This is a genomic window from Pseudomonas sp. NFACC51, assembly GCF_900103575.1.
In the GTDB taxonomy this organism is placed as follows: domain Bacteria; phylum Pseudomonadota; class Gammaproteobacteria; order Pseudomonadales; family Pseudomonadaceae; genus Aquipseudomonas; species Aquipseudomonas fluorescens_Q.
In genome coordinates this window covers 337029-358121 of record NZ_FMXH01000003.1, presented here as the reverse complement: position 1 = coordinate 358121, position 21093 = coordinate 337029, and the positions used below count along the sequence as shown (strand labels likewise).

Genomic DNA, 21093 nt, shown 5'->3' with positions numbered 1-21093 from the left:
ACCACCCGCCGAAAAGTTGCCGGGCAGTTTCTTCCGTCGCTTACTCGTACGCCCGAAAAGACCGGCCTAGAGCCTTGCCTTGTGGTGTGCAGCTTTTTCATCGAGTGACATAGGATCCCGCCATGATCGATCTCTCAACCTGGAACCTGAGCATCCCCGAAGGCAGCCCGCCGGCTACCATCGAAACCTCCCAGCTCGTGCAAGGGTTCCAGGCCCCATATTTCCACTCCGACTCCGGCACGGTTTTTTTCTGGGCGCCGGTGACCGGCTCCACAACCGCTAATGCTATTTATCCGCGCAGTGAACTTCGTGAAACCTACAGCGACGGCACCTTGCGCAATTGGCTGTACCCGGCGGCGGACAACAAGCTGGCTGCCACCCTGGCCGTCAGCCAGGTGCCCAGCACCGGCAAGGTCGTGATTGGTCAGATCCATACCAAGAACAGCACCAGCCCCCTGTTGAAGCTGGAATACCAATATAAAACCTACAGTTCCACCGGCAACATTGTCGCCAAGGTGCGCATGCGCCCGGACGACGAAACAGGCCAAGTCATCACCATCGCCACGGGCATCAAGCTGAATCAATCCTTCTCTTACCTGATCCATCTCAGCCCCGCCGGCGTCCTGACCATCAATGGCGCGGGTTACCAGTGGAGCTCCCCCATCAGTTCCACGTGGAGCGACAAGCCGCTGTACTTCAAGGCGGGCGTGTACGTGCAGGACAATACCGGTTATCCCACCGAAGGTGGGACCGTGACGTTCAGCCTGCTGGATATCGATCACATCTAGGCGCTTTGCGTGGCGCCAGGGCAGCAACGGAATGCTGCCAGCCCAGCCAGACACTATGGATGCGCAATAGTTCATGGCGAGCTCGAAACTACCGACTAACGGTTATCCATCCAGGCATAAATGCTGCAATTGACATGCTTGACGGACAATTGACGTCAAACATCCGCCGGATGGCCATTCAAAAAACCCTTCCTGCGTGATCAACACACTCCAAATGCTCGGAGTAGAGCCTCCCGCTTTGGTACTCAGCATTTTTACGCCCGTTACGCAGGATCCGACCATGATCGATCTCAACACTTGGAACTTGAGCATTCCCGAAGGCAGCCCCGCCATCACCATCGAAACACCTCGGCTGGCCCAGGGGTTCAAGGATGAATACTTCCACTCCGACACCGGCACGCTGTTCTTCTGGGTACCGGTGACCGGCACCAAGACTGCAAACGCGATCTACCCACGCAGCGAACTGCGGGAAACCTACAGCGACGGCACCCTGCGCAACTGGTTGTACCCGGCGGCGGACAACATCCTGCGCGCGACCATGACCGTCAACCAAGTGCCCAGCACTGGCAAGATCGTGATCGGCCAGATCCACACCAAAGACAGCACCAGCCCCATGGTGAAACTGGAGTACCAGTACAAAACCTACAGCTCCACCGGCAACATCGTCGCCAAGGTGCGCCTGCGTCCCGACGATGAAACCGGCCAAGTCATTACCATCGCCACCGGCGTGAAGCTGGACCGCAGCTTCTCCTACATGATCCACCTGAGCCCGAAGGGCGCACTGGGTATCAGCGCAGCGGGCTACAACTGGAGAACCACCGTCGATCCTAGCTGGAAGGTCAAGCCCCTGTATTTCAAAGCAGGGGCGTATGTGCAGGACAACACCGGCTACACCACCGAAGGCGGCAAAGTGACGTTCAGCCTGCTGGAAATCAAACACAACATCTGATCACTTTTCCTGGCGCCATGGCAGCACGGATGCTGCTTGCGGGGCCCTCCTCGACGCTTCGGCAACCCATCTCACGCTCAATCGAGCACAAGGCACGCAGCAGTGCCATATCGCCATCGTTCAAAAAAAATCTGCTTTAGCCGACTAACGGTCGTCTGTCTCGGGCACCAAAGCGGCAAACGTCACTCTGACGGTCTGCTGACGCCAACCCTCCGCCGGGTCCCCGTGAAAAACGCGAGCTCCCGCTTCCTCCTGGCGTCAGTGAAAGCGCGTCCTAGAGCCTTCGGCTGTGGCGTAAATCATTTCTTATGTACAGAAAGGATCCGAACATGGTCGATCTTGCAACCTGGAACTTGAGCATCCCCGAGGGCAGCCCGCCGAAAACCATTGAAACGCCTCGGCTGTTGGATGGCTTCCAAGATAAATACTTCAATTCCGAAGGCAGCACGGTGTATTTCTGGTCACCGGTGACCGGCACCAAGACTGAAAATGCGATCTACCCGCGCAGCGAATTACGAGAGACCTATAAAGACGGCACCTTGCGCAACTGGCTGTATCCCGCTGCCGACAATAAATTGAGTGCGACCCTGGTGGTCAACCAGGTACCCAGCACCGGCAAGATCGTGATCGGGCAGATTCATGCCAAGGACAGCAGCAAACCCATGGTGAAGCTGGAATACCAGTACAAGGACGACAGCAAGACCGGCAACATCGTCGCCAAAGTGCGCATGCGCCCCGATGACGACGAGGGTCGGGTTATTACCGTGGCCAGCGGCGTGAAGCTTTCTCAGTCCTTCAGTTACCGGCTTCACCTTGATCGTACGGGTGACTTGGGTATTACTGCGGCGGGTCGTAGTTGGTACACCACTATCAGCTCTACGTGGCGGGTCAAGCCGTTGTACTTCAAGGCTGGCGTGTATGTGCAGGACAACAGTGGGTATACCAGCGAGGGTGGGAAAGTGACGTTCAGTAAGTTGGATATCGATCACAACACTTGATTGTGTGCTTTCGATAGAGAGATATCGTGTGTATATCCGTTGCTGCGGTAACGGCTGCTGACGGTTCCGCTCTTACAGCGGCTCACTTTTGAGAAGCGCAAAAGTAAGCAAAACGCTCTTGCCCCACCACTCGGCACCTCGCCTAGGCTCGGTGTGCCCTCACTCCGGCATTGCTCCGTGGGCCGCCGCGAAGGGCCATCCATGGCCCAGCGCGGCTATCCCGGCATCCATGCCGGGATGCCCACTGCGCAATGCCTGCGTTCGGCCAGCGTGGTTTAACGGGGCGCCCCAGATCAAAAGCATGCCCGAGGCGGCCTTATAGCCGGCCTGTCTCCTTGTCGTACTCCGCTCCAATTGTGGGAGCGAGCTTGCTCGCGATGGCGGCCTGACAGCCGACCAGGATTGGTGGGATGGCCGGAGATTTTGATCGCTCCCCTGGCCTTCTGAAAATCTCGTAGGAATCTCCCCTTTTGTGACGAGGGGATTTATCCCCGCTGGGCTGCAAAGCAGCCCCCTCTTTTCGTCAGACCAGCCCCATACCCAGGATTTACGGCGGCTGCGCCACCGAGCGAGAGCAAGCTCCCTCGTCACAGAGGTTGTGGGCGTCCTACAGGTCGGTTGTTGCCTCAAAAATCCCCTTCTATAGTTCGGTTCACCTGCTGGCTTTGGTTAGCGGAGGGTTTCGCAGCCCTATCGAGGAATACATGGCATTTCTTTTTCTTCGAGGACTTCAACCTTATGTCGACAAATCAATCATCCAGCAACTTCACCCCGCTTACCCCAACAGCCACCACCCACCCCGTCCTGTTCATCGATAAAACCGCCCCACTGACCGAACTCCACGCCTGCGCCAGCGAACGCCTGCACGCCACCCTCGACTACCTGACGCTCATGGCCTGCACCACACTGCGCGATTCGGCCGAGACCGACATCAACACCATCACCAACATCGCCCGGATCATGGTCCAGGATGTGGCGGATGTTTTTGGGGTGATTGAACAGCGCGGGCTCGAAGGACAGTAAAAACCTGCGGGAGGAGTCTGCTCGCGATACTGTTGGCGCAGCAGGAAGAGCTGTTGGCTGACGCACTATTAACGCGAGCGGGCTCGCCTATCGTCCGCCTACAGTCATCGCTGACTCAGGAAGTCATGTGCATATTCTCCAGAGCAGAGTAGGATTAAATCCTATCTTATTCAGGAAGCCCATCATGCGTAGCACTCAACAGTTCAGCATAACTCTGCCTAAGCAGATGGCCGACGTGGTGAAAGCCAAGGTTGCTGCCGGTGAATACGCCACTGAAAGCGAAGTCATTCGTGATGGCCTCCGGGCGCTGCTGGCCCGTGATCGCGCTTTGGAAAACTGGCTCGTAGGCCAAGTAGCCCCCGCTTATGATGCATTGAAAGCTGACCCCTCACGCGCGCTGAGCGTCGATGAAGTGCGCTCCCGATTGGCGGCGGAGCACCAGAATGCCACTATCAAATCGTAATGGCGTATAGCGTTGATTTTGTCCCGGAAGCCCTGGAGCAGTTAGCTGCGCTATATAGCTACATTGCCACGGCGTCTTCGCCAGAAACCGCGCAGCGGTATACCAACGCCATCGTGACCTATTGCGAAGAACTACGGACGTTCCCGCACCGAGGCAACCAGAGGGACGACATACGCCCTGGGCTGCGTATCACAAACTACCGCAAGCGGACCGTGATTGCCTTTGTCGTTGATGCCGAGCAGGTTTCCATCTTGGGCGTTTTTTATGGGGGGCAGGACTTTGAAGTCGCTTTGCAATGTGAACTGGACGATTAACGTGCAGTAGATTCTGTGTAGGGTCAAAGGGGATTTACACACAAATACAAAACAAAAAAACCCGCATCACTGCGGGTTTTTTCTGACACCTGAAACTCAGTTGACCTTAGCGTTCAACTCACCCTTCAAATACCGCTGATACATCGCTTCCAACGAAATCGGCTTGATCTTCGAAGCATTCCCCGCCGTCCCAAACGCCTCATAACGCGCAATGCACACATCACGCATGGCCGTCACAGTAGCGCCGAAGAACTTACGTGGATCAAACTCGCTCGGGTTGGTCGCCATCAAACGACGCATGGCACCGGTAGAGGCCAGGCGCAGGTCGGTGTCGATGTTGACCTTGCGCACGCCGTACTTGATGCCTTCGACGATTTCTTCAACCGGCACGCCGTAGGTTTCTTTGATGTCGCCGCCGTACTGGTTGATGATCGCCAGCCACTCCTGCGGTACCGAGGACGAACCGTGCATCACCAGGTGAGTGTTGGGGATGCGCTTGTGGATTTCCTTGATGCGGTCGATGGCCAGTACGTCGCCGGTAGGTGGCTTGGTGAACTTGTAGGCGCCGTGGCTGGTGCCGATGGCGATGGCCAAGGCGTCGACCTGGGTCTTCTTGACGAAGTCCGCAGCCTCTTCCGGGTCGGTCAGCATCTGGCTGTGGTCCAGCACGCCTTCGGCACCGATGCCGTCTTCTTCACCGGCCATGCCGGTTTCCAGCGAGCCCAGGCAACCCAGTTCGCCTTCCACGGAAACGCCGCAAGCGTGGGCCATGGCCACGGTTTGCTGGGTGACGCGCACGTTGTATTCGTAATCGGTCGGGGTCTTGCCGTCTTCGCCCAGGGAGCCGTCCATCATCACCGAGCTGAAGCCCAGCTGGATGGAGCGCTGGCAGACGTCAGGGCTGGTGCCGTGGTCCTGGTGCATGCACACCGGGATGTGCGGGAACTCTTCGATCGCCGCCAGGATCAGGTGACGCAGGAATGGCGCACCGGCATATTTACGGGCGCCGGCCGAAGCCTGGACGATCACCGGAGAGTCAGTCTTGTCAGCGGCTTCCATGATGGCGCGCATCTGCTCAAGGTTGTTGACGTTAAAGGCTGGAACGCCGTAGCCGAACTCGGCTGCGTGGTCCAGCATCTGACGCATGCTGATAAGTGCCATTAGTGTGTCTCTCCCGGTCGAGGGTCGTTAATCGTGCCAGCCTGCCGGAGCGGCGGCGGCTATTCAAGTCATTGCGGATCGGGGGTCGGCCCCGGCCTGCGTGTTCGGTGAAACAAAATCTCAAAACTAAGAGGCCCGCTCCCACATTGGGTCTCCGTGGATCAATTGGCCTTGCAACCCCGCCCAATCAAGTCATTGGTGGCGACCCAATACACCAGGCCTTCCTCACCCTTGACGTGAAACGCCAGCATGTCATCGCTGTACAGTGAACCTTCAGCACCCGGTTCAAGCTTGAGGCGATAAACCTTATCGGCGCCGCCCAGGCGTACATCGACTTCCTTGTGGGCGGTATCGGTGTAGCGCCAGAGCACTTTGGCCTCGCTGTCACAGGTCCAGGTCGTCCAACCTTCAACAGGTTCGGACGAGTGTAAAAAGTCCAACTGCGCACAACCGCCCAGCAATACCAACGCCACGACGGCGATCAAGCCTTTCATCCGTGTTCCTCGACTGACGGCACACGCCGCCAGCCATGAGTTAAGAGTCAGACCCGTCAAGGACAGCCATGTTCCTTGGTCGGGGTTTGCGTCTCGTATTTGTCCAGGCCGTCCGGCCCGGAACGCTTGTTCAGCACCGGGTTGGTCTCGGCCTGCCAGTCGGCCTGGTAACAGCCATCTTCAGGCGCCGGCGTGCCGGGTTGCGGGGCCGTAGCCTGCGGGCCGCTTGAGCAGGCCACCAGCATCGTCGCCGCCAACAGCAACGGGATCGTCTTGACCATCAGAACACTCCTTTGCCTGGTCAACGCAGCTTCAGGCCTTGGCCCGGCTTTCCAGGACTTCCACGGCTGGCAACACTTTGCCTTCGACGAACTCGAGGAATGCGCCGCCGCCCGTAGAAATGTAGGAGATCTGCTCGGCCACGCCATATTTGTCGATGGCCGCCAGGGTGTCGCCGCCACCTGCGATGGAGAACGCAGCGCTGTCGGCGATAGCCTGGGCCAGCACCTTGGTGCCGTTGCCGAACTGGTCGAACTCGAACACGCCGACCGGGCCGTTCCACAGGATGGTTTTGGAAGACTTCAGCAGTTCGGCGAAGTTGGCTGCGGTTTGCGGGCCGATGTCGAGGATCATGTCGTCCTCGGCTACGTCATCGATCAGCTTGACGGTGGCGGTGGCGCTTTCTGCGAATTCCTTGGCCACGACCACGTCCACTGGCAACGGTACGCTGACCTTGGCGGCGATTTCCCGAGCGGTGTCCAGCAGGTCCGGTTCGTACAGGGATTTACCGACCGGGTGACCCGCAGCGGCGAGGAAGGTGTTGGCGATGCCACCACCGACGATCAACTGGTTGCAGACCTGGCTCAGGCTGTTGAGCACGTCCAGCTTGGTGGAGACCTTGGAGCCGGCGACGATGGCGGCCATCGGCTGGGCCGGGGAGCCCAGGGCCTTGCCCAGTGCGTCCAGTTCAGCAGCCAGCAACGGACCTGCTGCGGCGACTTTGGCGAACTTCGCCACGCCGTGGGTCGAACCCTCCGCGCGGTGGGCGGTGCCAAAGGCGTCCATCACGAACACGTCGCAAAGGGCGGCGTACTGCTGGGCCAGTTCGTCGGCGTTCTTTTTCTCGCCCTTGTTGAAGCGCACGTTTTCGAACAGCACGACATCGCCGGCCTTCACGTCCACGCCGCCCAGGTAGTCAGCCACCAATGGCACATCGCGGCCCAGGGCACGGCTCAGGTAATCGGCCACAGGCTTGAGGCTGTTTTCCGCCGAGAACTCACCTTCGGTCGGACGGCCCAGGTGGGAGCAGACCATCACGGCCGCGCCTTTTTCCAGGGCCAGCTTGATGGTCGGCAGCGAAGCCAGGATACGCGCGTCGCTGGTGACAACACCGTCCTTGACGGGGACGTTGAGGTCTTCGCGGATCAGTACGCGCTTACCTTGCAGATCGAGGTCGGACATCTTCAACACGGTCATGGGTCGCAATTCCTGGGTAACTGTTTAGAGAGCAGGTTTTTTTGAAGCGGTTTGCAGGTAATGCTCGGCAACATCCAGCATTCGGTTGGCAAACCCCCATTCGTTGTCGAACCAGGCCAGGATGTTCACAAGCCGAGGCCCGGAAACACGGGTCTGGCTGGCATCGACGATGGCCGAATGCGGGTCATGGTTAAAATCACAACTGGCATGAGGCAACTCGGTGTAAGCCAGAAGGCCTTTGAGCGGACCGCTGGTGGCGGCTTCGCGCAGGATCCGGTTGACCTCGGTGGCGTCGGTATCGCTCACGGTCTGCATCGTAATGTCGAGGCAGGACACGTTGACCGTCGGCACCCGCACGGCTTTGGCCTGAATTCGCCCCGCAAGTTCCGGCAGCAGCCGTTCAATGCCGCGCGCCAGACCAGTGGACACCGGAATCACCGATTGGAATGCCGAACGGGTGCGGCGCAAGTCCTCATGGTGGTAGGCGTCGATCACCGGCTGGTCGTTCATCGCCGAGTGAATGGTGGTGATCGACACGTATTCCAGGCCAATGGCCTGGTCCAGCAGGCGCAACAGCGGCACGCCGCAGTTGGTGGTGCAGGACGCGTTGGACACCAGCAGTTCGTCGCCGGTCAGGCAATCCTGGTTCACGCCGTAGACGATGGTGGCGTCCACGTCCGCTTCACTGGCCATCGGCTGGGAGAACAACACCCGTGGCGCGCCGGCAGCGAGAAAACGCTGGCCGTCTTCGCGGGTGTGGTAGGCACCGGAGCATTCGAGCACCAGATCGACATCCAGGGACGCCCAATCGATGCCTTCGGGGGTGGCACTGCGCAAGACCTTCACGCAGTCGCCGTTAATATGCAGACAATCGCCCTCGACCCGCACTTCGCCGGGAAACCGGCCGTGGGTGGAGTCAAAGCGTGTCAGGTATTCGATGCTGGCCATGTCGGCCAGATCGTTGATGGCCACAATCTCGAACCCGGCCTTGGCCCCTCGCTCGAACAACGCACGCAAGACGCAACGACCAATCCGGCCGTAGCCGTTGAGTGCAACTTTGTAGGGACGCGGTTGGGGCATGGGGTTCTCTGACCTAGTTGAATCCATTGAGGCAGTTCGTCTGAGCCACCGCTATCGCGAGCAAGCTCGCTCCCACAGGATCGGTGAAAATCCTTGTGGGAGCGAGCTTGCTCGCGATGGCGGCAGAACAGACAACCTGTTTGCGGATCAGTCTTCCAGCAACTCTTCAGCCTGACCCAGGATGTTTTCCAGGGTAAAACCGAATTCCTCGAACAGCGCTGGCGCAGGCGCCGATTCGCCGTAGGTGGTCATGCCAATCACGCGACCTTCCAGGCCCACGTACTTGTACCAGTAATCGGCATGGGCAGCCTCGATGGCGATCCGTGCACTGACCTGCAGCGGCAACACCGCTTGCTTGTAGCCGGCGTCCTGGGCATCGAACACGCTGGTGCAAGGCATGGACACCACGCGCACGTTGCGGCCCTGCCCGGTCAGCTTGTCGTAGGCCTGGACGGCCAGGCCGACTTCGGAACCGGTGGCGATCAGGATCAGCTCAGGCTCGCCGATGCAGTCCTTGAGCACATAGCCGCCACGAGCGATGTCGCCGATCTGGTCGACATCACGGTTCTGGTGCTGCAGGTTCTGGCGGGAGAAGATCAGCGCCGACGGGCCGTCGTTACGCTCGATCGCGTATTTCCAGGCCACCGCCGATTCCACGGCATCGCATGGGCGCCAGGTATCCAGGTTCGGCGTGCAACGCAGGCTCGCCAGTTGCTCGATCGGCTGGTGAGTCGGGCCGTCTTCACCCAGGCCGATGGAGTCGTGAGTGAACACATACAGGACGCGTTTTTTCATCAGCGCCGACATGCGCACGGCGTTGCGGGCGTATTCCATGAACATCAGGAAGGTCGCGCCGTAAGGCACCAGGCCGCCGTGCAGCGCCACGCCGTTCATGATCGCGCTCATGCCGAACTCGCGAACGCCGTAGTACATGTAGTTGCCGCTGGCATCTTCAGCGCTGACGCCTTTGCAGCCTTTCCACAGGGTCAGGTTGGAACCGGCCAGGTCGGCCGAACCGCCCAGCAGTTCCGGCAGCAACGGGCCGAAGGCGTTCAGGGTGTTCTGGCTGGCCTTGCGGCTGGCGATGGTTTCGCCCTTGGCGGCGACTTCAGCGATGTACGCCGAGGCTTTTTCGGCGAAGTCGGCCGGCAGCTCGCCGCTGAGGCGACGCACCAGTTCATTGGCCAGTTCAGGGAATTCGGCGGAATACGCGGCGAAACGCTGATCCCATTCGGCTTCGACCGCGCGACCTTTTTCCTTGGCATCCCATTCGGCGTAAATGTCGGCCGGGATTTCGAACGGGCCATGGTTCCACTTCAACGCGGCACGGGTCAGGGCGATTTCCTCGGCACCCAATGGCGCGCCGTGGCAGTCTTCCTTGCCTTGCTTGTTCGGCGAGCCGAAACCGATGGTGGTCTTGCAGCAGATCAGGGTCGGCTGGGCGCTTTTGCGGGCCGTCTCGATGGCGGTCTTGATCTCTTCCGGGTCGTGGCCGTCGACGTTGCGGATCACCAGCCAGTTGTAGGCTTCGAAGCGCTTGGGGGTGTCATCGGTGAACCAGCCTTCGACTTCGCCGTCGATGGAGATGCCGTTGTCGTCGTAGAAAGCAATCAGCTTGTCCAGGCCCAGGGTGCCGGCCAGGGAGGCGACTTCGTGGGAAATGCCTTCCATCATGCAGCCATCACCCAGGAATACGTAGGTGTGGTGATCGACGACGTTATGGCCGGGACGGTTGAATTGCGCCGCCAGGACTTTTTCTGCCAATGCAAAACCCACGGCGTTGGCCAAGCCCTGGCCCAATGGACCGGTGGTGGTTTCCACGCCTGGGGTGTAGCCGTATTCCGGGTGGCCCGGGGTGCGGCTGTGCAGTTGACGGAAGTTTTTCAGGTCATCGATCGACAGGTCGTAGCCGGTCAAGTGCAGCAGCGAGTAGATCAACATCGAGCCGTGACCGTTGGACAGTACGAAACGGTCACGGTCGGCGAAGGCTGGGTTGCTCGGGCTGTGCTTGAGGTAGTCGCGCCAAAGCACCTCGGCGATATCCGCCATACCCATGGGGGCACCGGGATGGCCGCTGTTGGCTTTCTGCACGGCATCCATGCTGAGGGCACGAATGGCATTGGCACGCTCACGACGGCTGGGCATCGCTGTTCTCCTGCGGGTATTGAATCGAGAATGAATAAAATGGAACTGAAAAAAGGCGAGCATTTTCCCTCACCCACCCGCCCCGGGGCAATGACAGATAGTCATCCTTGGGCGTTTTTCCGGCAGATAAAGTCGCATTCACCAGGTGAAACCTTTCCGCTGATGGCTTGTAGAGTCAAGCACAGGCTGGGAAGTGCCATTTATCCAGCAATATCAAAACTTTTTGATATTGAACTTGCGGTGATCCAAACCCCTCACTAGACTGCCCCACTATGAAACAGACTGCCGCACTATGAACTTACCTGCGCCTTCCATTCGCCATGACGACTGCGATGAGCTGGCGGCCCTTTGCAAGGCCGGCGGCGATCCGTTGCGGCTCAATGTATTGCGCGCCCTGGCCAACGACTCGTTCGGCGTGCTGGAACTGGCGCAGATCTTCGGCATCGGCCAGTCCGGCATGAGCCACCACCTCAAGGTCTTGGCCCAGGCGGACCTGGTGGCGACCCGCCGGGAAGGCAACGCCATTTTCTATCGCCGCGCCCTGCCCCACACCGACCTGCTGGGCGGCAAGCTGCACGCCGCGCTGCTGGACGAAGTGGACACGCTGAACCTGCCGACGGACGTGCAGGCTCGCATCGCCCAGGTACACGGGCAACGGGCCGCCGCCAGCCAGGACTTTTTCGCCCGGGTCGCCGAGAAATTTCGCGCCCAGCAAGACCTGATCGCCGGTCTGCCGCAGTACCGCGAAAGCGTCGTGGCACTGCTCGACAAACTAAGCTTCGAAGCCACGGCCACGGCGATCGAAGTCGGCCCCGGTGATGGTGCTTTCCTGCCGGAACTGGCGCAGCGTTTCAGCCAGGTGACGGCGCTGGACAACAGCCCGGCCATGCTTGAACTGGCGCGCCAGGTGTGTGAACGCGAGGCCCTGGCTAATGTCAGCCTGCAACTGGCCGATGCATTGGATGGCATGAGCTTGCAGGCCGATTGCGTGGTATTGAACATGGTGCTGCATCATTTCGCCGCGCCGGCCGATGCACTCAGGCACATGGCCGGCCTGCTGCAACCGGGCGGCAGCCTGCTGGTGACGGAGTTATGCAGTCACAACCAGAGCTGGGCCAGGGAGGCCTGTGGCGATCTCTGGCTCGGATTCGAACAGGACGACCTGGCCCGCTGGGCCACCGCTGCGGGCCTCGTGCCCGGGGAAAGCCTCTATGTAGGCTTACGCAATGGTTTCCAGATCCAGGTTCGCCACTTTCAGCGGCCGACTGGCGACACTCACCAACGGTAACTTGTAGGAAAACATCGAGATGAGCGAATACTCCCTTTTCACCTCCGAGTCCGTGTCTGAAGGGCATCCGGACAAAATCGCCGACCAGATTTCTGATGCGGTGCTGGACGCCATCATTGCTGAAGACAAGTTCGCCCGCGTGGCGTGCGAGACTCTGGTGAAAACGGGCGTGGCGATCATCGCCGGCGAAGTCACCACTTCGGCCTGGGTCGACCTGGAACAGATCGTCCGCGACGTGATCCTCGGCATTGGCTACAACAGCTCCGACGTCGGCTTCGACGGCGCGACCTGTGGCGTGATGAACATCATTGGCAAGCAGTCTCCCGACATCAACCAAGGCGTTGATCGGGCCAAGCCTGAAGACCAGGGCGCCGGCGACCAGGGCCTGATGTTCGGCTACGCCAGCAACGAGACCGACGTGCTGATGCCGGCCCCGATCACTTTCTCGCACCAGTTGGTCCAGCGTCAGGCCGAGGCCCGCAAATCCGGCCTGCTGCCTTGGCTGCGCCCGGACGCCAAGTCCCAGGTGACCTGCCGTTACGAAGGCGGCAAAGTGGTCGGTATCGACGCCGTGGTCCTGTCGACCCAGCACAACCCTGACGTGTCCTACAAAGACCTGCGCGAAGGCGTGATGGAGCTGATCGTCAAGCACGTGCTGCCTGCCGAGTTGCTGTCCAAGGACACCCAGTTCCACATCAACCCGACTGGCCAGTTCATCATCGGCGGCCCGGTGGGCGACTGCGGCCTGACCGGTCGCAAGATCATCGTCGACAGCTACGGCGGCATGGCCCGTCACGGCGGCGGCGCGTTCTCCGGCAAGGACCCATCGAAGGTTGACCGCTCGGCGGCCTACGCCGGCCGTTATGTAGCCAAGAACATCGTCGCCGCCGGCCTGGCCGAGCGCTGCGAGATCCAGGTGTCCTACGCCATTGGCGTGGCCCAGCCTACGTCGATCTCGCTGAATACCTTCGGCACCGGCAAGATCGGTGATGACAAGATCATCAACCTGGTCCGTGAAGTGTTCGACCTGCGTCCATACGCCATCACCACCATGCTCGACCTGCTGCACCCGATGTACCAGGACACTGCCGCCTATGGCCACTTCGGTCGTACGCCGCAGACCAAGACCGTGGGTGACGACACCTTCACCACGTTCACCTGGGAAAAAACCGACCGCGCCGACGCCCTGCGCGCCGCTGCCGGCCTGTAATACCGGCGTGTAAAGAAAAAGCCCCTGGCGACTGGGTCGCCAGGGGCTTTTTTTGTGCCAAAAGATAACCCTCAGTGAAGTTAGGTCCTGCGTGCCACCAACAAAAACGAAGCCGCACTGGCCAGCAGCCCCGCACACATCCGATTGAACAGGCGCTTGCCACTGGGCCGGGCGAATAGCCGTCGCGCGTAAATGCCCATGTAGCAATACAAGCCGATGGCGATGCACTCCAGTGCCAGGAACAAACCACCCAGCACGGCGAATTGTTGGGTGATGGCGCCTGTACGGTCTACGAATTGCGGCAGGAACGCGGTAAACAACAAGATCGCCTTCGGATTGCCGATCGCCACCAGGAACTCCTGGCGCGCCAGGCCGGCCCGGCTCATCGACGCAACCACGGTTTCGCTGCCGGCCTCGGGCTGGGCCCGCCACAATTGCACCGCCAAATAGAACAGGTAACCGGCACCGACGAGCTTGATCCCCAGGAACAGCAATTCCGAGGTGTGCAGCACGGCGGTAAGCCCCACCGCTGCCAGGGCGATCATGATCGCAAATGCCAGCAATCGACCAATGCCGCCACTGCACGCCCGGACGAAGCCATAACGCGAGGCGTTGCTGATGGACAGCAGGTTGTTCGGCCCCGGCGCCATGTTCAGCGCGAAGCAGGCCGGGATGAAAACAGCGAGCGTCGACAGTTCCATCGGGAGCATTCCAGGCAGCGGCGAATCGAAAGTCCATTCTGCGCCGGCCGTTGACGAGGACAAGGCACAGTTGCGCGACTAAATCGCCTCGCACTGTACCGCCGCGATTTTGCCACCAGGCCCCGCAAAATCCGGTAACGCTCCGGGCCTCGCAACTTCCGGGACGGTGGCTAGCCTTCAGTACTCAACCAAGCAAGGATGCTTCGATGCCACCGTTTTTGTATGCACTCGCCTGTCTTGTCTTCATTGCCATTCCTGCGCTCGCCGCGCCCTGCCCCGATTGGCCCACTGAACGCGCCCAGGCCGAGATCGCCGCGCGGCAGCAGCAAATCGACACCTGGGACGACAGCTATCACCGCCTCGGCCAATCGCTGGTGGCCGATGAACTGTATGATCAATCCCGCATAGAGTTGGGCCAATGGCGCCACTGCTTCAACCTCGCAGCGCCCGACGATCCGCTGCGCTCAGCGGGCGGGAAGATACCGCACCCCGTGGTCCACACCGGCCTGGAAAAGCTTAAGGACGCCGACGCCGTGGGGGCTTGGTTGCGGGGTCGCAAGGACGTCTGGGCACAACCGAAAGTCGATGGCGTGGCGGTAACCCTGGTCTATCGCAAGGGTCGCCTGCATCAGGCAATCAGCCGCGGCGATGGCGTGCAAGGGCACGACTGGACCCCGAATGCGCGCAAGATCGGCGCCATCCCACAACGGCTGCGCCAGCCTCTGGACCTGGTCGTCCAAGGCGAGTTGTATTGGCGCTTGCTCACCCATGTCCAGGCCAGTAGCGGCAGTCTCAACGCCCGGGGGACCGTGGCGGGCCTGATGGCGCGCACGAACATGACGGCGCAGGAGGCGGCGGACATTGGCCTGTTTGTCTGGGACTGGCCTGGAGGGCCGGCCACCCTGCCGGAACGGATGGCCGCGCTGAATGAACTGGGCTTCGCTGACACGCTCCATTACAACCAGCCTATCCAGGTTCTAGCCGATGCCGAGCACTGGCGCGACCATTGGTACCGCACACCGCTGCCATTCGCCAGCGACGGGATCGTCCTGCACCAGAGCCGCCGCCCACCCGCCGACCGCTGGCAGGCCAGGGCGCCGTTCTGGAGCGTGGCCTGGAAATACCCGTTTGCCCAGGCGCTGGCCGAAGTGCGCAAGGTGCACTTCAAGGTCGGTCGTACCGGACGCATCACGCCCGTACTGGAGCTTGAACGCATCCGGCTCGACGACCGGTGGATTCGCCGGGTAAGCGTCAGCTCCCTCAAGCGCTGGAAGGAAATGGACATTCGTCCCGGCGACCGGGTCGCTATCAGCCTGGCCGGGCTGACCATCCCACGACTCGACAGCGTCGTGCTGCGCAGCGCCGAGCGGCAGGACCTCAACGTCCCTGCGCAAACCGACTATCACTTCTTGAGTTGCTGGCAACCGACAGCCGGCTGTGAAAGCCAGTTCCTCGCACGACTGGGCTGGCTCAGTGGCAAACAAGGGCTTGCCCTGCCCCACGTCGGCCCGGGCACCTGGGAAAAGTTGCTGGCCGCCGGACGACTCGACGGATTGCTGGATTGGATGACCCTCGATGCCGCCGAGCTTGCTAATATTGCCGGCTTCGGCGAACACAGCAGCACCCGCCTGCTCGCCAGCCTGCACAGCGCCCGGCAACGCCCTTTCGCGCAATGGCTCAAGGCCCTGGGCCTGCCGCCCGCTGGTGAGGCCCGGCTGGAAGGGCCGTGGCAGGTGCTGGTCGAGCGCAGCACCGAACAATGGCAAGCCGAGGCCGGTATCGGACCGGGACGCGCCGCGCAACTGAGCGCATTTTTTCGCGACCCGCAGGTACAGGCCTTGAGTGACGTATTACGCACTGCCGGGGTCGACGGTTTTTAATCCGGGCCCTGTGCGGTTGAACCCAAGGGGCAAGCATGCGTTCCAACAGCGCATCTGTACCGACCGCTCGAGATTTTTTACGGAGTTGCTATGAATTTCCTGTCCCCCGTTGCCCTGCTGGTCTTATGCAGTGCCATGGCCGCCCCCTTGATGGCGGACGAGCAAACCCCGGAGCTCACCGGTTGCGCGGCCAAGCGCCAGGGCATCATCAACCAGATCGAACTGGCCAAGTCCCGTGGCAACCAGGACCAGCAGGCTGGCCTGGAAACTGCGCTGGACGAAGTCACCAGCCATTGCACCGATGCGTCCTTGCGCAAGGAGCGTGAAAACAAGGTGCTCGATGCCAAGCACGAGGTCAGTCGGCGTCAGGCCGACCTGGAAAAGGCCATGAAGAAAGGCGACGCCGAGCGGATCAACAAACGCAAGGACAAGCTGGCAGCCTCCCGCAAGGAACTGCAGGAAGCGGTGGATGAGTTGGATCAGTAGCAGCTGCAAGCTGCAAGTGTGGAGCTTTGAGCTTGAAGCTTGAAGCTCGCAGCTGCTTTCATTCAATGATCGCGAAACTCTTTATGGCAGGCGCTGCACGCATCTTCGACCTTTTGCACCGCCGGCCCCAAGTAACTGGCCTTGTAGGGTTGAACGTTGCTGGCGGTCACCAATTCACCGGTGGCGGCTTCAAGGTGGCGGGCCATTTCCTGGAAACGCGCCTGCTTTTGCCAGACTTCATCCCGGGCGCTGGTGTGGTCTTGCTCGCGCACTTGCGGGAAATGTTTCCACGGCTCATGGGAGAGTTGATCCAGTTGCGCCGCGCCTTCGGCAAATCGTGGGCCATCGAACGGGACCCGGCCACGCAACATGCCGCCCAATTCTTCGTTGGTCTTGAGCATCTGCTTGAAGATCGCCTTGCGCTGGCCAAGGGGAGAATTGGGGTCGACGCCGCCACAGGCGGACAACATCAGGCAAGCCAGCACTGCCATGGAAAATCGTTTTACAAACATCTTGGCCTCGGGGCAGGAAACGGCGGTTAGTATCCTCGGGTCATCGGCAAAGACCAATGGCCTTATCAACAATACGGGTTATTCGGGCGCCCTAGACAGCGTTCGAATGACTGCAAGGGAAATCTTCATGAACAGCCGCTTCAAGACCTGGCACAAAGGCCTGGCGTTGACCCTACCGCTGATCGCACTGTTGGCCGGTTGTAATCGCGGCGAAAAGGTCGAAGAACCTCAGACCCACGCCCTCGCCACCTATGTCAGCGTACCGTGGGAGGCCTTGCCGGCGGTGTCCGATGAAGACCTGCTGGCCGGGTTCGGTTCTTGGCGCAGCGCTTGCACCCGGCTCAAGGCCGATGCGAACTGGGGGCCGACCTGCGCGGCGGCGGCCAATGTGCCGCAAACCGCACAGGATGTACGCAATTTCCTGAAACAGAACCTGGACGTCTATGGCCTGCGCTCGGGGGACAACAGCCCCAATGGCCTGATTACCGGCTACTACGAGCCGGTCTACCCCGGCAGCCTCACCCAGACCGCCACGGCGAATATCCCTGTCTACGGTGTGCCGGAGGACATGATCATTGTGTCGCTGGACAGCATTTACCCTGAACTCAAGGGCAAACGCCTGCGTGGCCGCCTCGAAGGCCGCGTGCTCAAGCCATACGACGACGCGGCCACCATCGAAACCAACGGAGTCAAGGCACCGATCATCGCCTGGCTGACCGACCCCATGAACCTGCAATTCCTGCAAATCCAGGGTTCGGGACGCATTCGACTCGCCGATGGCCGCCAGCTGCGCATCGGTTATGCCGACCAGAACGGCCACCCTTACCGTCCCATCGGGCGCTGGCTGGTTGAACAGGGCGAGCTGAAGAAAGAAGACGTGACCATGGGCGCCATCAGTGCCTGGGCCAAGGCCCACCCGAACCGTATTCCCGAATTGCTGGGCAGCAACCCCAGCTACGTGTTCTTCAACCGTAACCCCGACAGCAACGAAGGACCGCGAGGCTCGCTGAATGTACCGCTGACAGCCGGCTACAGCGTGGCGGTGGACCGCAAGGTAATTCCGCTGGGCAGCCTGCTCTGGCTATCCACCACCCGACCCGACGGCAGCACATTGAACCGGCCCGTCGCCGCCCAGGACACTGGCGGTGCAATTGCCGGCGAAGTGCGGGCGGACTTGTTCTGGGGCACAGGCGAGGCGGCCGGACAACTGGCCGGGGACATGAAGCAACAGGGGCAGATCTGGATGTTCTGGCCCAAGGGCATGGCGTTGCCGCAAGTGCCACAGGTGGCGAATACGGTTACCGCCAATCCCTAGGGAATGGGCTGACTGTGTCGACCCCATCGCCAGCTTGCTCGCGATGGGGCCAGCACCGACTCCGGGATTCCGCCGCCAGGTTCAGACCGAAACGAAGAAGAAACTCAACACCAACCCCACCCCCACGAACCACACCAGCGAACGCAGAATCGCCCAGTCAGCCAGATAGCAAATGATGTAGAGCAGGCGACTGGTGATGAACAGCACCGCCAGCACATTGATGGTCACCAGCTCGGCATTGCCGGCCAGGTGCGCGACGATCACGGCGGCGGCAAAAAAAGGGCTGATTTCAAAGCTGTTCAGTTGCGCCGCGTATGCCCGCCGGGGAGCGCCTTCGAGTGTGTCCAGAAAGTCCCGAGGGTCGTGGTTATCTGCCAGCCTGTATCTTCCACCAATCTTGGCAATGGCGACGCACAGGTAAGGCAGGAGAAAGGCAATCAAAATACACCACAGGGCAACCGTCATTGACGCAGTTCCTTCTTTGAGTTTTATAGAAAATCGCGAGTTCGGGCGCCGGTCAGAACTTCATCACCAGCATGCCAACCAACACCAGCCCGCAGGCTAAGAGCCGCGGCAAACCAAAAGGTTCTTTCAAGTAACGCATGCCAAACAGCACCACCAGGATCACGCTGATCTCCCGCAGGGCCGCCGCCTCGGCAATCGACCCCAGCTGCATGGCCCACAGCACCAGAGCGTAGCTGAATAACACGCAGAATCCGACCGCCAACCCCAGCCGCCACTGCTCACGCCAGAACCGCATGAACGCCGGCCGCTTGCCCACCAACGCCAGCAACGGGAATGGCCAGGCGCTGAGCAGCGTGACCCAGACCAGGTAATCCAGCGGATGGGACCAGCGTCGCAAGGCATGGCCGTCAATGAAGGTGTAGCAACCGATGCACAGGCCGATCAGCGCCACCACCGGCAGCATCGACCAGGGCAACCGCGCCCCGCCACCGCCCTGCCACAACAGGCAGAGCATGCCGAACGGGATCAGCAGGATGCCGAAGATTTGCTGGGTCGTCAGCGCCTCACCGGCAAAGATGATAGTCAGGGCCAATACCACCAGCGGCGACAGGCCGCGCATCAGCGGATAGACCAACCCCAGGTCACCGACCCGATACGCCTGGATCAGCAAATAGCGATACAGCAGCTCGAACGCCGCCGAAGCCAGGATCCACGGCCAGATCGCCAACGGCGGCAGTGCCACGAAGCCCAGGGCCAAGGCGACGAACAGCAACGCAACGCTGTCCATGCAAGCCACCACCAGCAAACGCTCGCCGCTGAACTTGATCAGCGTATTCCATGCCGCATGCAACAGCGCCGCTACCAACACCAAGGCCGTTGCAAGCACGGCACGCTCCTTATCCATTCAGAGAATTGATTCGCCATCCATCGGCAGCCGTTTATACTGCTAGCGACCACGCCGCACTCAGTTGCGCATAAGCCTATTCCAATAATTCTGCTGCTGTCCTGTTCGTTCGAACCAGGACGCCGGCATGCGTATGCCTGATCAGAGCGTCAAGACTACAGACAGAGACCCTGCGCATGCCACTCGCCTTGCTTGCTTTGGCCGTCGCCGCTTTCGGCATCGGCACGACTGAATTCGTCATCATGGGCCTGTTGCCCGATGTCGCCCGTGACCTGGCCGTGAGCATTCCCCAAGCCGGGCTGCTGATCACTGGCTACGCCCTGGGCGTGGTGTTCGGTGCGCCGATCCTGGCGATTGGCACCGCCAACATGCCACGCAAGGCCACGCTGCTGGGCATGACCCTGATGTTCATCCTCGGCAACGTGCTCTGCGCCCTGGCGCCGAACTACGCCACGCTGATGGCCGCCCGGGTCATCACCGCGCTGTGTCACGGCGCCTTCTTTGGCATCGGTTCGGTGGTGGCGGCCGGGTTGGTGGCGCCGAACAAACGGGCCCAGGCGATTGCGATGATGTTCACCGGCCTGACCCTGGCCAATGTGCTGGGCGTACCGCTGGGCACAGCCTTGGGCCAATACGCCGGCTGGCGCTCGACCTTCTGGGCGGTGTCGGTGATCGGGGTGATCGCCGCCATTGCCCAATGGGTCTGGCTGCCCAAGGACATCCCCATGGACAAAGCCAACCTGGCCAGCGAATTCAAGGTCCTGGGCAAGGCCAACGTATTGCTGGCCCTGGGCATGAGCGTGCTGGCCTCCACCAGCCTGTTCAGCGTATTCACCTACATCGCGCCGATCCTGCAGGACATTACCGGCGTCAGCCCCCATGGCATCACCGTCATGCTGCTGTTGTTCGGGGTCGGCCTGACGGCGGGCAGCTTCCTCGGCGGACGCCTGGCCGACCGCCGCCTGCTACCCTCGCTGGTGGGCATGGCCCTGGCCGTGGTGCTGGTGCTCGCCGCGTTCAGCCAAACCAGCCAGTCAGTGATTCCGGCGGCGATCACCCTGGTGTTGTGGGGCATCTTCGCCTTCGCCCTGTGCCCGATCCTGCAATTGCTGATCATCGACCAGGCCTTTGAGGCGCCGAACCTCGGCTCGACCCTGAACCAGAGCGCCTTCAACCTCGGCAACGCGGCCGGGGCTTGGATCGGTGGGCTGGTGGTGGCCAGTGGGGCTGATTTGGCGGACTTGCCGTGGACGGGGGCCGCTGTCGGCGGCCTCACGGTATTGACGGCCTTGTTCTTTATTCATCGACAACGACGCTTGGCGGCGGTGGCTGTTTGATCACCTGAGAAACCTACCCGGCCCGCGAGCGAATGGGCGACGCTTTCAGTAGGATTTTGTCCTCATGCGTGCGAGCTGTTTTACCGACCGCCTAGAAGCCTTGT

23 protein-coding genes are annotated in these 21093 nt (G+C 60.8%); 13 read left to right on the top strand and 10 right to left on the bottom strand.

The window, feature by feature from the left end; genetic code table 11:
* The first annotated feature begins 122 nt into the window (after positions 1-122).
* From BLT00_RS08590 to BLT00_RS08565, 6 genes are all read left to right on the top strand, one after another.
* A complete protein-coding gene (locus BLT00_RS08590; protein ID WP_063324011.1) occupies positions 123-788 on the top strand; it encodes a polysaccharide lyase family 7 protein in 666 nt (221 codons plus the stop codon).
* Positions 789-1068: 280 nt separating this feature from the next.
* Entirely contained in the window at positions 1069-1737 is a 669-nt protein-coding gene (locus BLT00_RS08585) for a polysaccharide lyase family 7 protein (RefSeq protein ID WP_092151176.1), read from the top strand.
* A gap of 329 nt (positions 1738-2066) precedes the next feature.
* Complete coding sequence (locus BLT00_RS08580; protein ID WP_063324009.1) at positions 2067-2735, top strand: polysaccharide lyase family 7 protein; 669 nt, start codon at positions 2067-2069, stop codon at positions 2733-2735.
* 738 nt (positions 2736-3473) lie between these two features.
* Positions 3474-3758, top strand: coding sequence for a fructose-bisphosphate aldolase (locus tag BLT00_RS08575; protein WP_092150775.1), 285 nt, complete (start codon positions 3474-3476; stop codon positions 3756-3758).
* A gap of 184 nt (positions 3759-3942) precedes the next feature.
* Entirely contained in the window at positions 3943-4221 is a 279-nt protein-coding gene (locus tag BLT00_RS08570; RefSeq protein WP_092150772.1) for a ribbon-helix-helix domain-containing protein, read from the top strand.
* Positions 4221-4535 carry a type II toxin-antitoxin system RelE/ParE family toxin gene (locus BLT00_RS08565; protein WP_092150769.1) on the top strand — a complete coding sequence of 105 codons (315 nt, stop codon included), beginning with the start codon at positions 4221-4223 and terminating at the stop codon, positions 4533-4535. Before BLT00_RS08570 ends, BLT00_RS08565 begins: the two co-directional genes overlap by 1 nt.
* Before the next feature lie 96 nt (positions 4536-4631).
* Here the strand turns inward: BLT00_RS08565 and fba are convergent, their stop codons facing one another.
* The 6 genes from fba to tkt all read right to left on the bottom strand — a co-directional run bounded on the left by fba (position 4632) and on the right by tkt (position 10891).
* Positions 4632-5696, bottom strand: a complete 1065-nt coding sequence (gene fba, locus BLT00_RS08560) for a class II fructose-bisphosphate aldolase (protein WP_003177554.1) — start codon at positions 5694-5696, stop codon at positions 4632-4634.
* A 161-nt stretch (positions 5697-5857) separates the two neighbouring features.
* Positions 5858-6190 (bottom strand): MliC family protein, encoded by a 333-nt coding sequence (locus BLT00_RS08555; protein ID WP_063324006.1) that lies wholly within the window; start codon positions 6188-6190, stop codon positions 5858-5860.
* A 56-nt stretch (positions 6191-6246) separates the two neighbouring features.
* Positions 6247-6471, bottom strand: a complete 225-nt coding sequence (locus BLT00_RS08550) for a YajG family lipoprotein (RefSeq protein ID WP_092150766.1) — start codon at positions 6469-6471, stop codon at positions 6247-6249.
* 31 nt (positions 6472-6502) lie between these two features.
* Positions 6503-7666 carry a phosphoglycerate kinase gene (locus tag BLT00_RS08545; RefSeq protein WP_063324004.1) on the bottom strand — a complete coding sequence of 388 codons (1164 nt, stop codon included), beginning with the start codon at positions 7664-7666 and terminating at the stop codon, positions 6503-6505.
* 24 nt (positions 7667-7690) lie between these two features.
* Entirely contained in the window at positions 7691-8746 is a 1056-nt protein-coding gene (gene epd / locus BLT00_RS08540) for an erythrose-4-phosphate dehydrogenase (RefSeq protein ID WP_063324003.1), read from the bottom strand.
* Positions 8747-8893: 147 nt separating this feature from the next.
* A complete protein-coding gene (gene tkt, locus BLT00_RS08535; RefSeq protein WP_063324002.1) occupies positions 8894-10891 on the bottom strand; it encodes a transketolase in 1998 nt (665 codons plus the stop codon).
* A 30-nt stretch (positions 10892-10921) separates the two neighbouring features.
* Here tkt and BLT00_RS30915 point away from each other — a divergent pair, with 30 nt between their 5' ends.
* Genes BLT00_RS30915 through metK form a run of 3 tightly spaced genes read left to right on the top strand, consistent with a single transcriptional unit; the run spans position 10922 to position 13389 of the window.
* A complete protein-coding gene (locus tag BLT00_RS30915; protein WP_139197653.1) occupies positions 10922-11152 on the top strand; it encodes a hypothetical protein in 231 nt (76 codons plus the stop codon).
* A 31-nt stretch (positions 11153-11183) separates the two neighbouring features.
* Positions 11184-12179, top strand: coding sequence for an ArsR/SmtB family transcription factor (locus BLT00_RS08530; RefSeq protein WP_092150763.1), 996 nt, complete (start codon positions 11184-11186; stop codon positions 12177-12179).
* Positions 12180-12198: 19 nt separating this feature from the next.
* On the top strand, positions 12199-13389 hold the full coding sequence (gene metK, locus BLT00_RS08525; RefSeq protein ID WP_003177547.1) for a methionine adenosyltransferase: 1191 nt from the start codon (positions 12199-12201) through the stop codon (positions 13387-13389).
* Positions 13390-13469: 80 nt separating this feature from the next.
* Here the strand turns inward: metK and BLT00_RS08520 are convergent, their stop codons facing one another.
* Positions 13470-14090, bottom strand: coding sequence for a LysE family translocator (locus BLT00_RS08520; RefSeq protein WP_092150760.1), 621 nt, complete (start codon positions 14088-14090; stop codon positions 13470-13472).
* Positions 14091-14296: 206 nt separating this feature from the next.
* Here BLT00_RS08520 and ligB point away from each other — a divergent pair, with 206 nt between their 5' ends.
* Together ligB and BLT00_RS08510 are read left to right on the top strand one after the other, a co-directional pair.
* Entirely contained in the window at positions 14297-15970 is a 1674-nt protein-coding gene (ligB, locus tag BLT00_RS08515; protein WP_092150757.1) for an NAD-dependent DNA ligase LigB, read from the top strand.
* 90 nt (positions 15971-16060) lie between these two features.
* Positions 16061-16456, top strand: coding sequence for a DUF1090 domain-containing protein (locus BLT00_RS08510; protein WP_063323998.1), 396 nt, complete (start codon positions 16061-16063; stop codon positions 16454-16456).
* 62 nt (positions 16457-16518) lie between these two features.
* Here BLT00_RS08510 and BLT00_RS08505 read toward each other — a convergent pair whose 3' ends face one another.
* A complete protein-coding gene (locus tag BLT00_RS08505; RefSeq protein WP_063323997.1) occupies positions 16519-16968 on the bottom strand; it encodes a c-type cytochrome in 450 nt (149 codons plus the stop codon).
* Positions 16969-17095: 127 nt separating this feature from the next.
* Here BLT00_RS08505 and BLT00_RS08500 point away from each other — a divergent pair, with 127 nt between their 5' ends.
* Positions 17096-18283, top strand: coding sequence for a murein transglycosylase A (locus BLT00_RS08500; protein ID WP_092150754.1), 1188 nt, complete (start codon positions 17096-17098; stop codon positions 18281-18283).
* Between the two features lie 81 nt (positions 18284-18364).
* Here the strand turns inward: BLT00_RS08500 and BLT00_RS08495 are convergent, their stop codons facing one another.
* Together BLT00_RS08495 and BLT00_RS08490 are read right to left on the bottom strand one after the other, a co-directional pair.
* Positions 18365-18748, bottom strand: a complete 384-nt coding sequence (locus BLT00_RS08495; RefSeq protein WP_063323995.1) for an MAPEG family protein — start codon at positions 18746-18748, stop codon at positions 18365-18367.
* A gap of 52 nt (positions 18749-18800) precedes the next feature.
* Positions 18801-19634 (bottom strand): EamA family transporter, encoded by an 834-nt coding sequence (locus BLT00_RS08490; RefSeq protein WP_092150781.1) that lies wholly within the window; start codon positions 19632-19634, stop codon positions 18801-18803.
* Positions 19635-19828: 194 nt separating this feature from the next.
* Between BLT00_RS08490 and BLT00_RS08485 the strand changes: the two genes are divergently transcribed.
* Positions 19829-20989, top strand: a complete 1161-nt coding sequence (locus BLT00_RS08485; protein ID WP_063323994.1) for an MFS transporter — start codon at positions 19829-19831, stop codon at positions 20987-20989.
* The last annotated feature ends 104 nt before the right edge of the window (positions 20990-21093 follow it).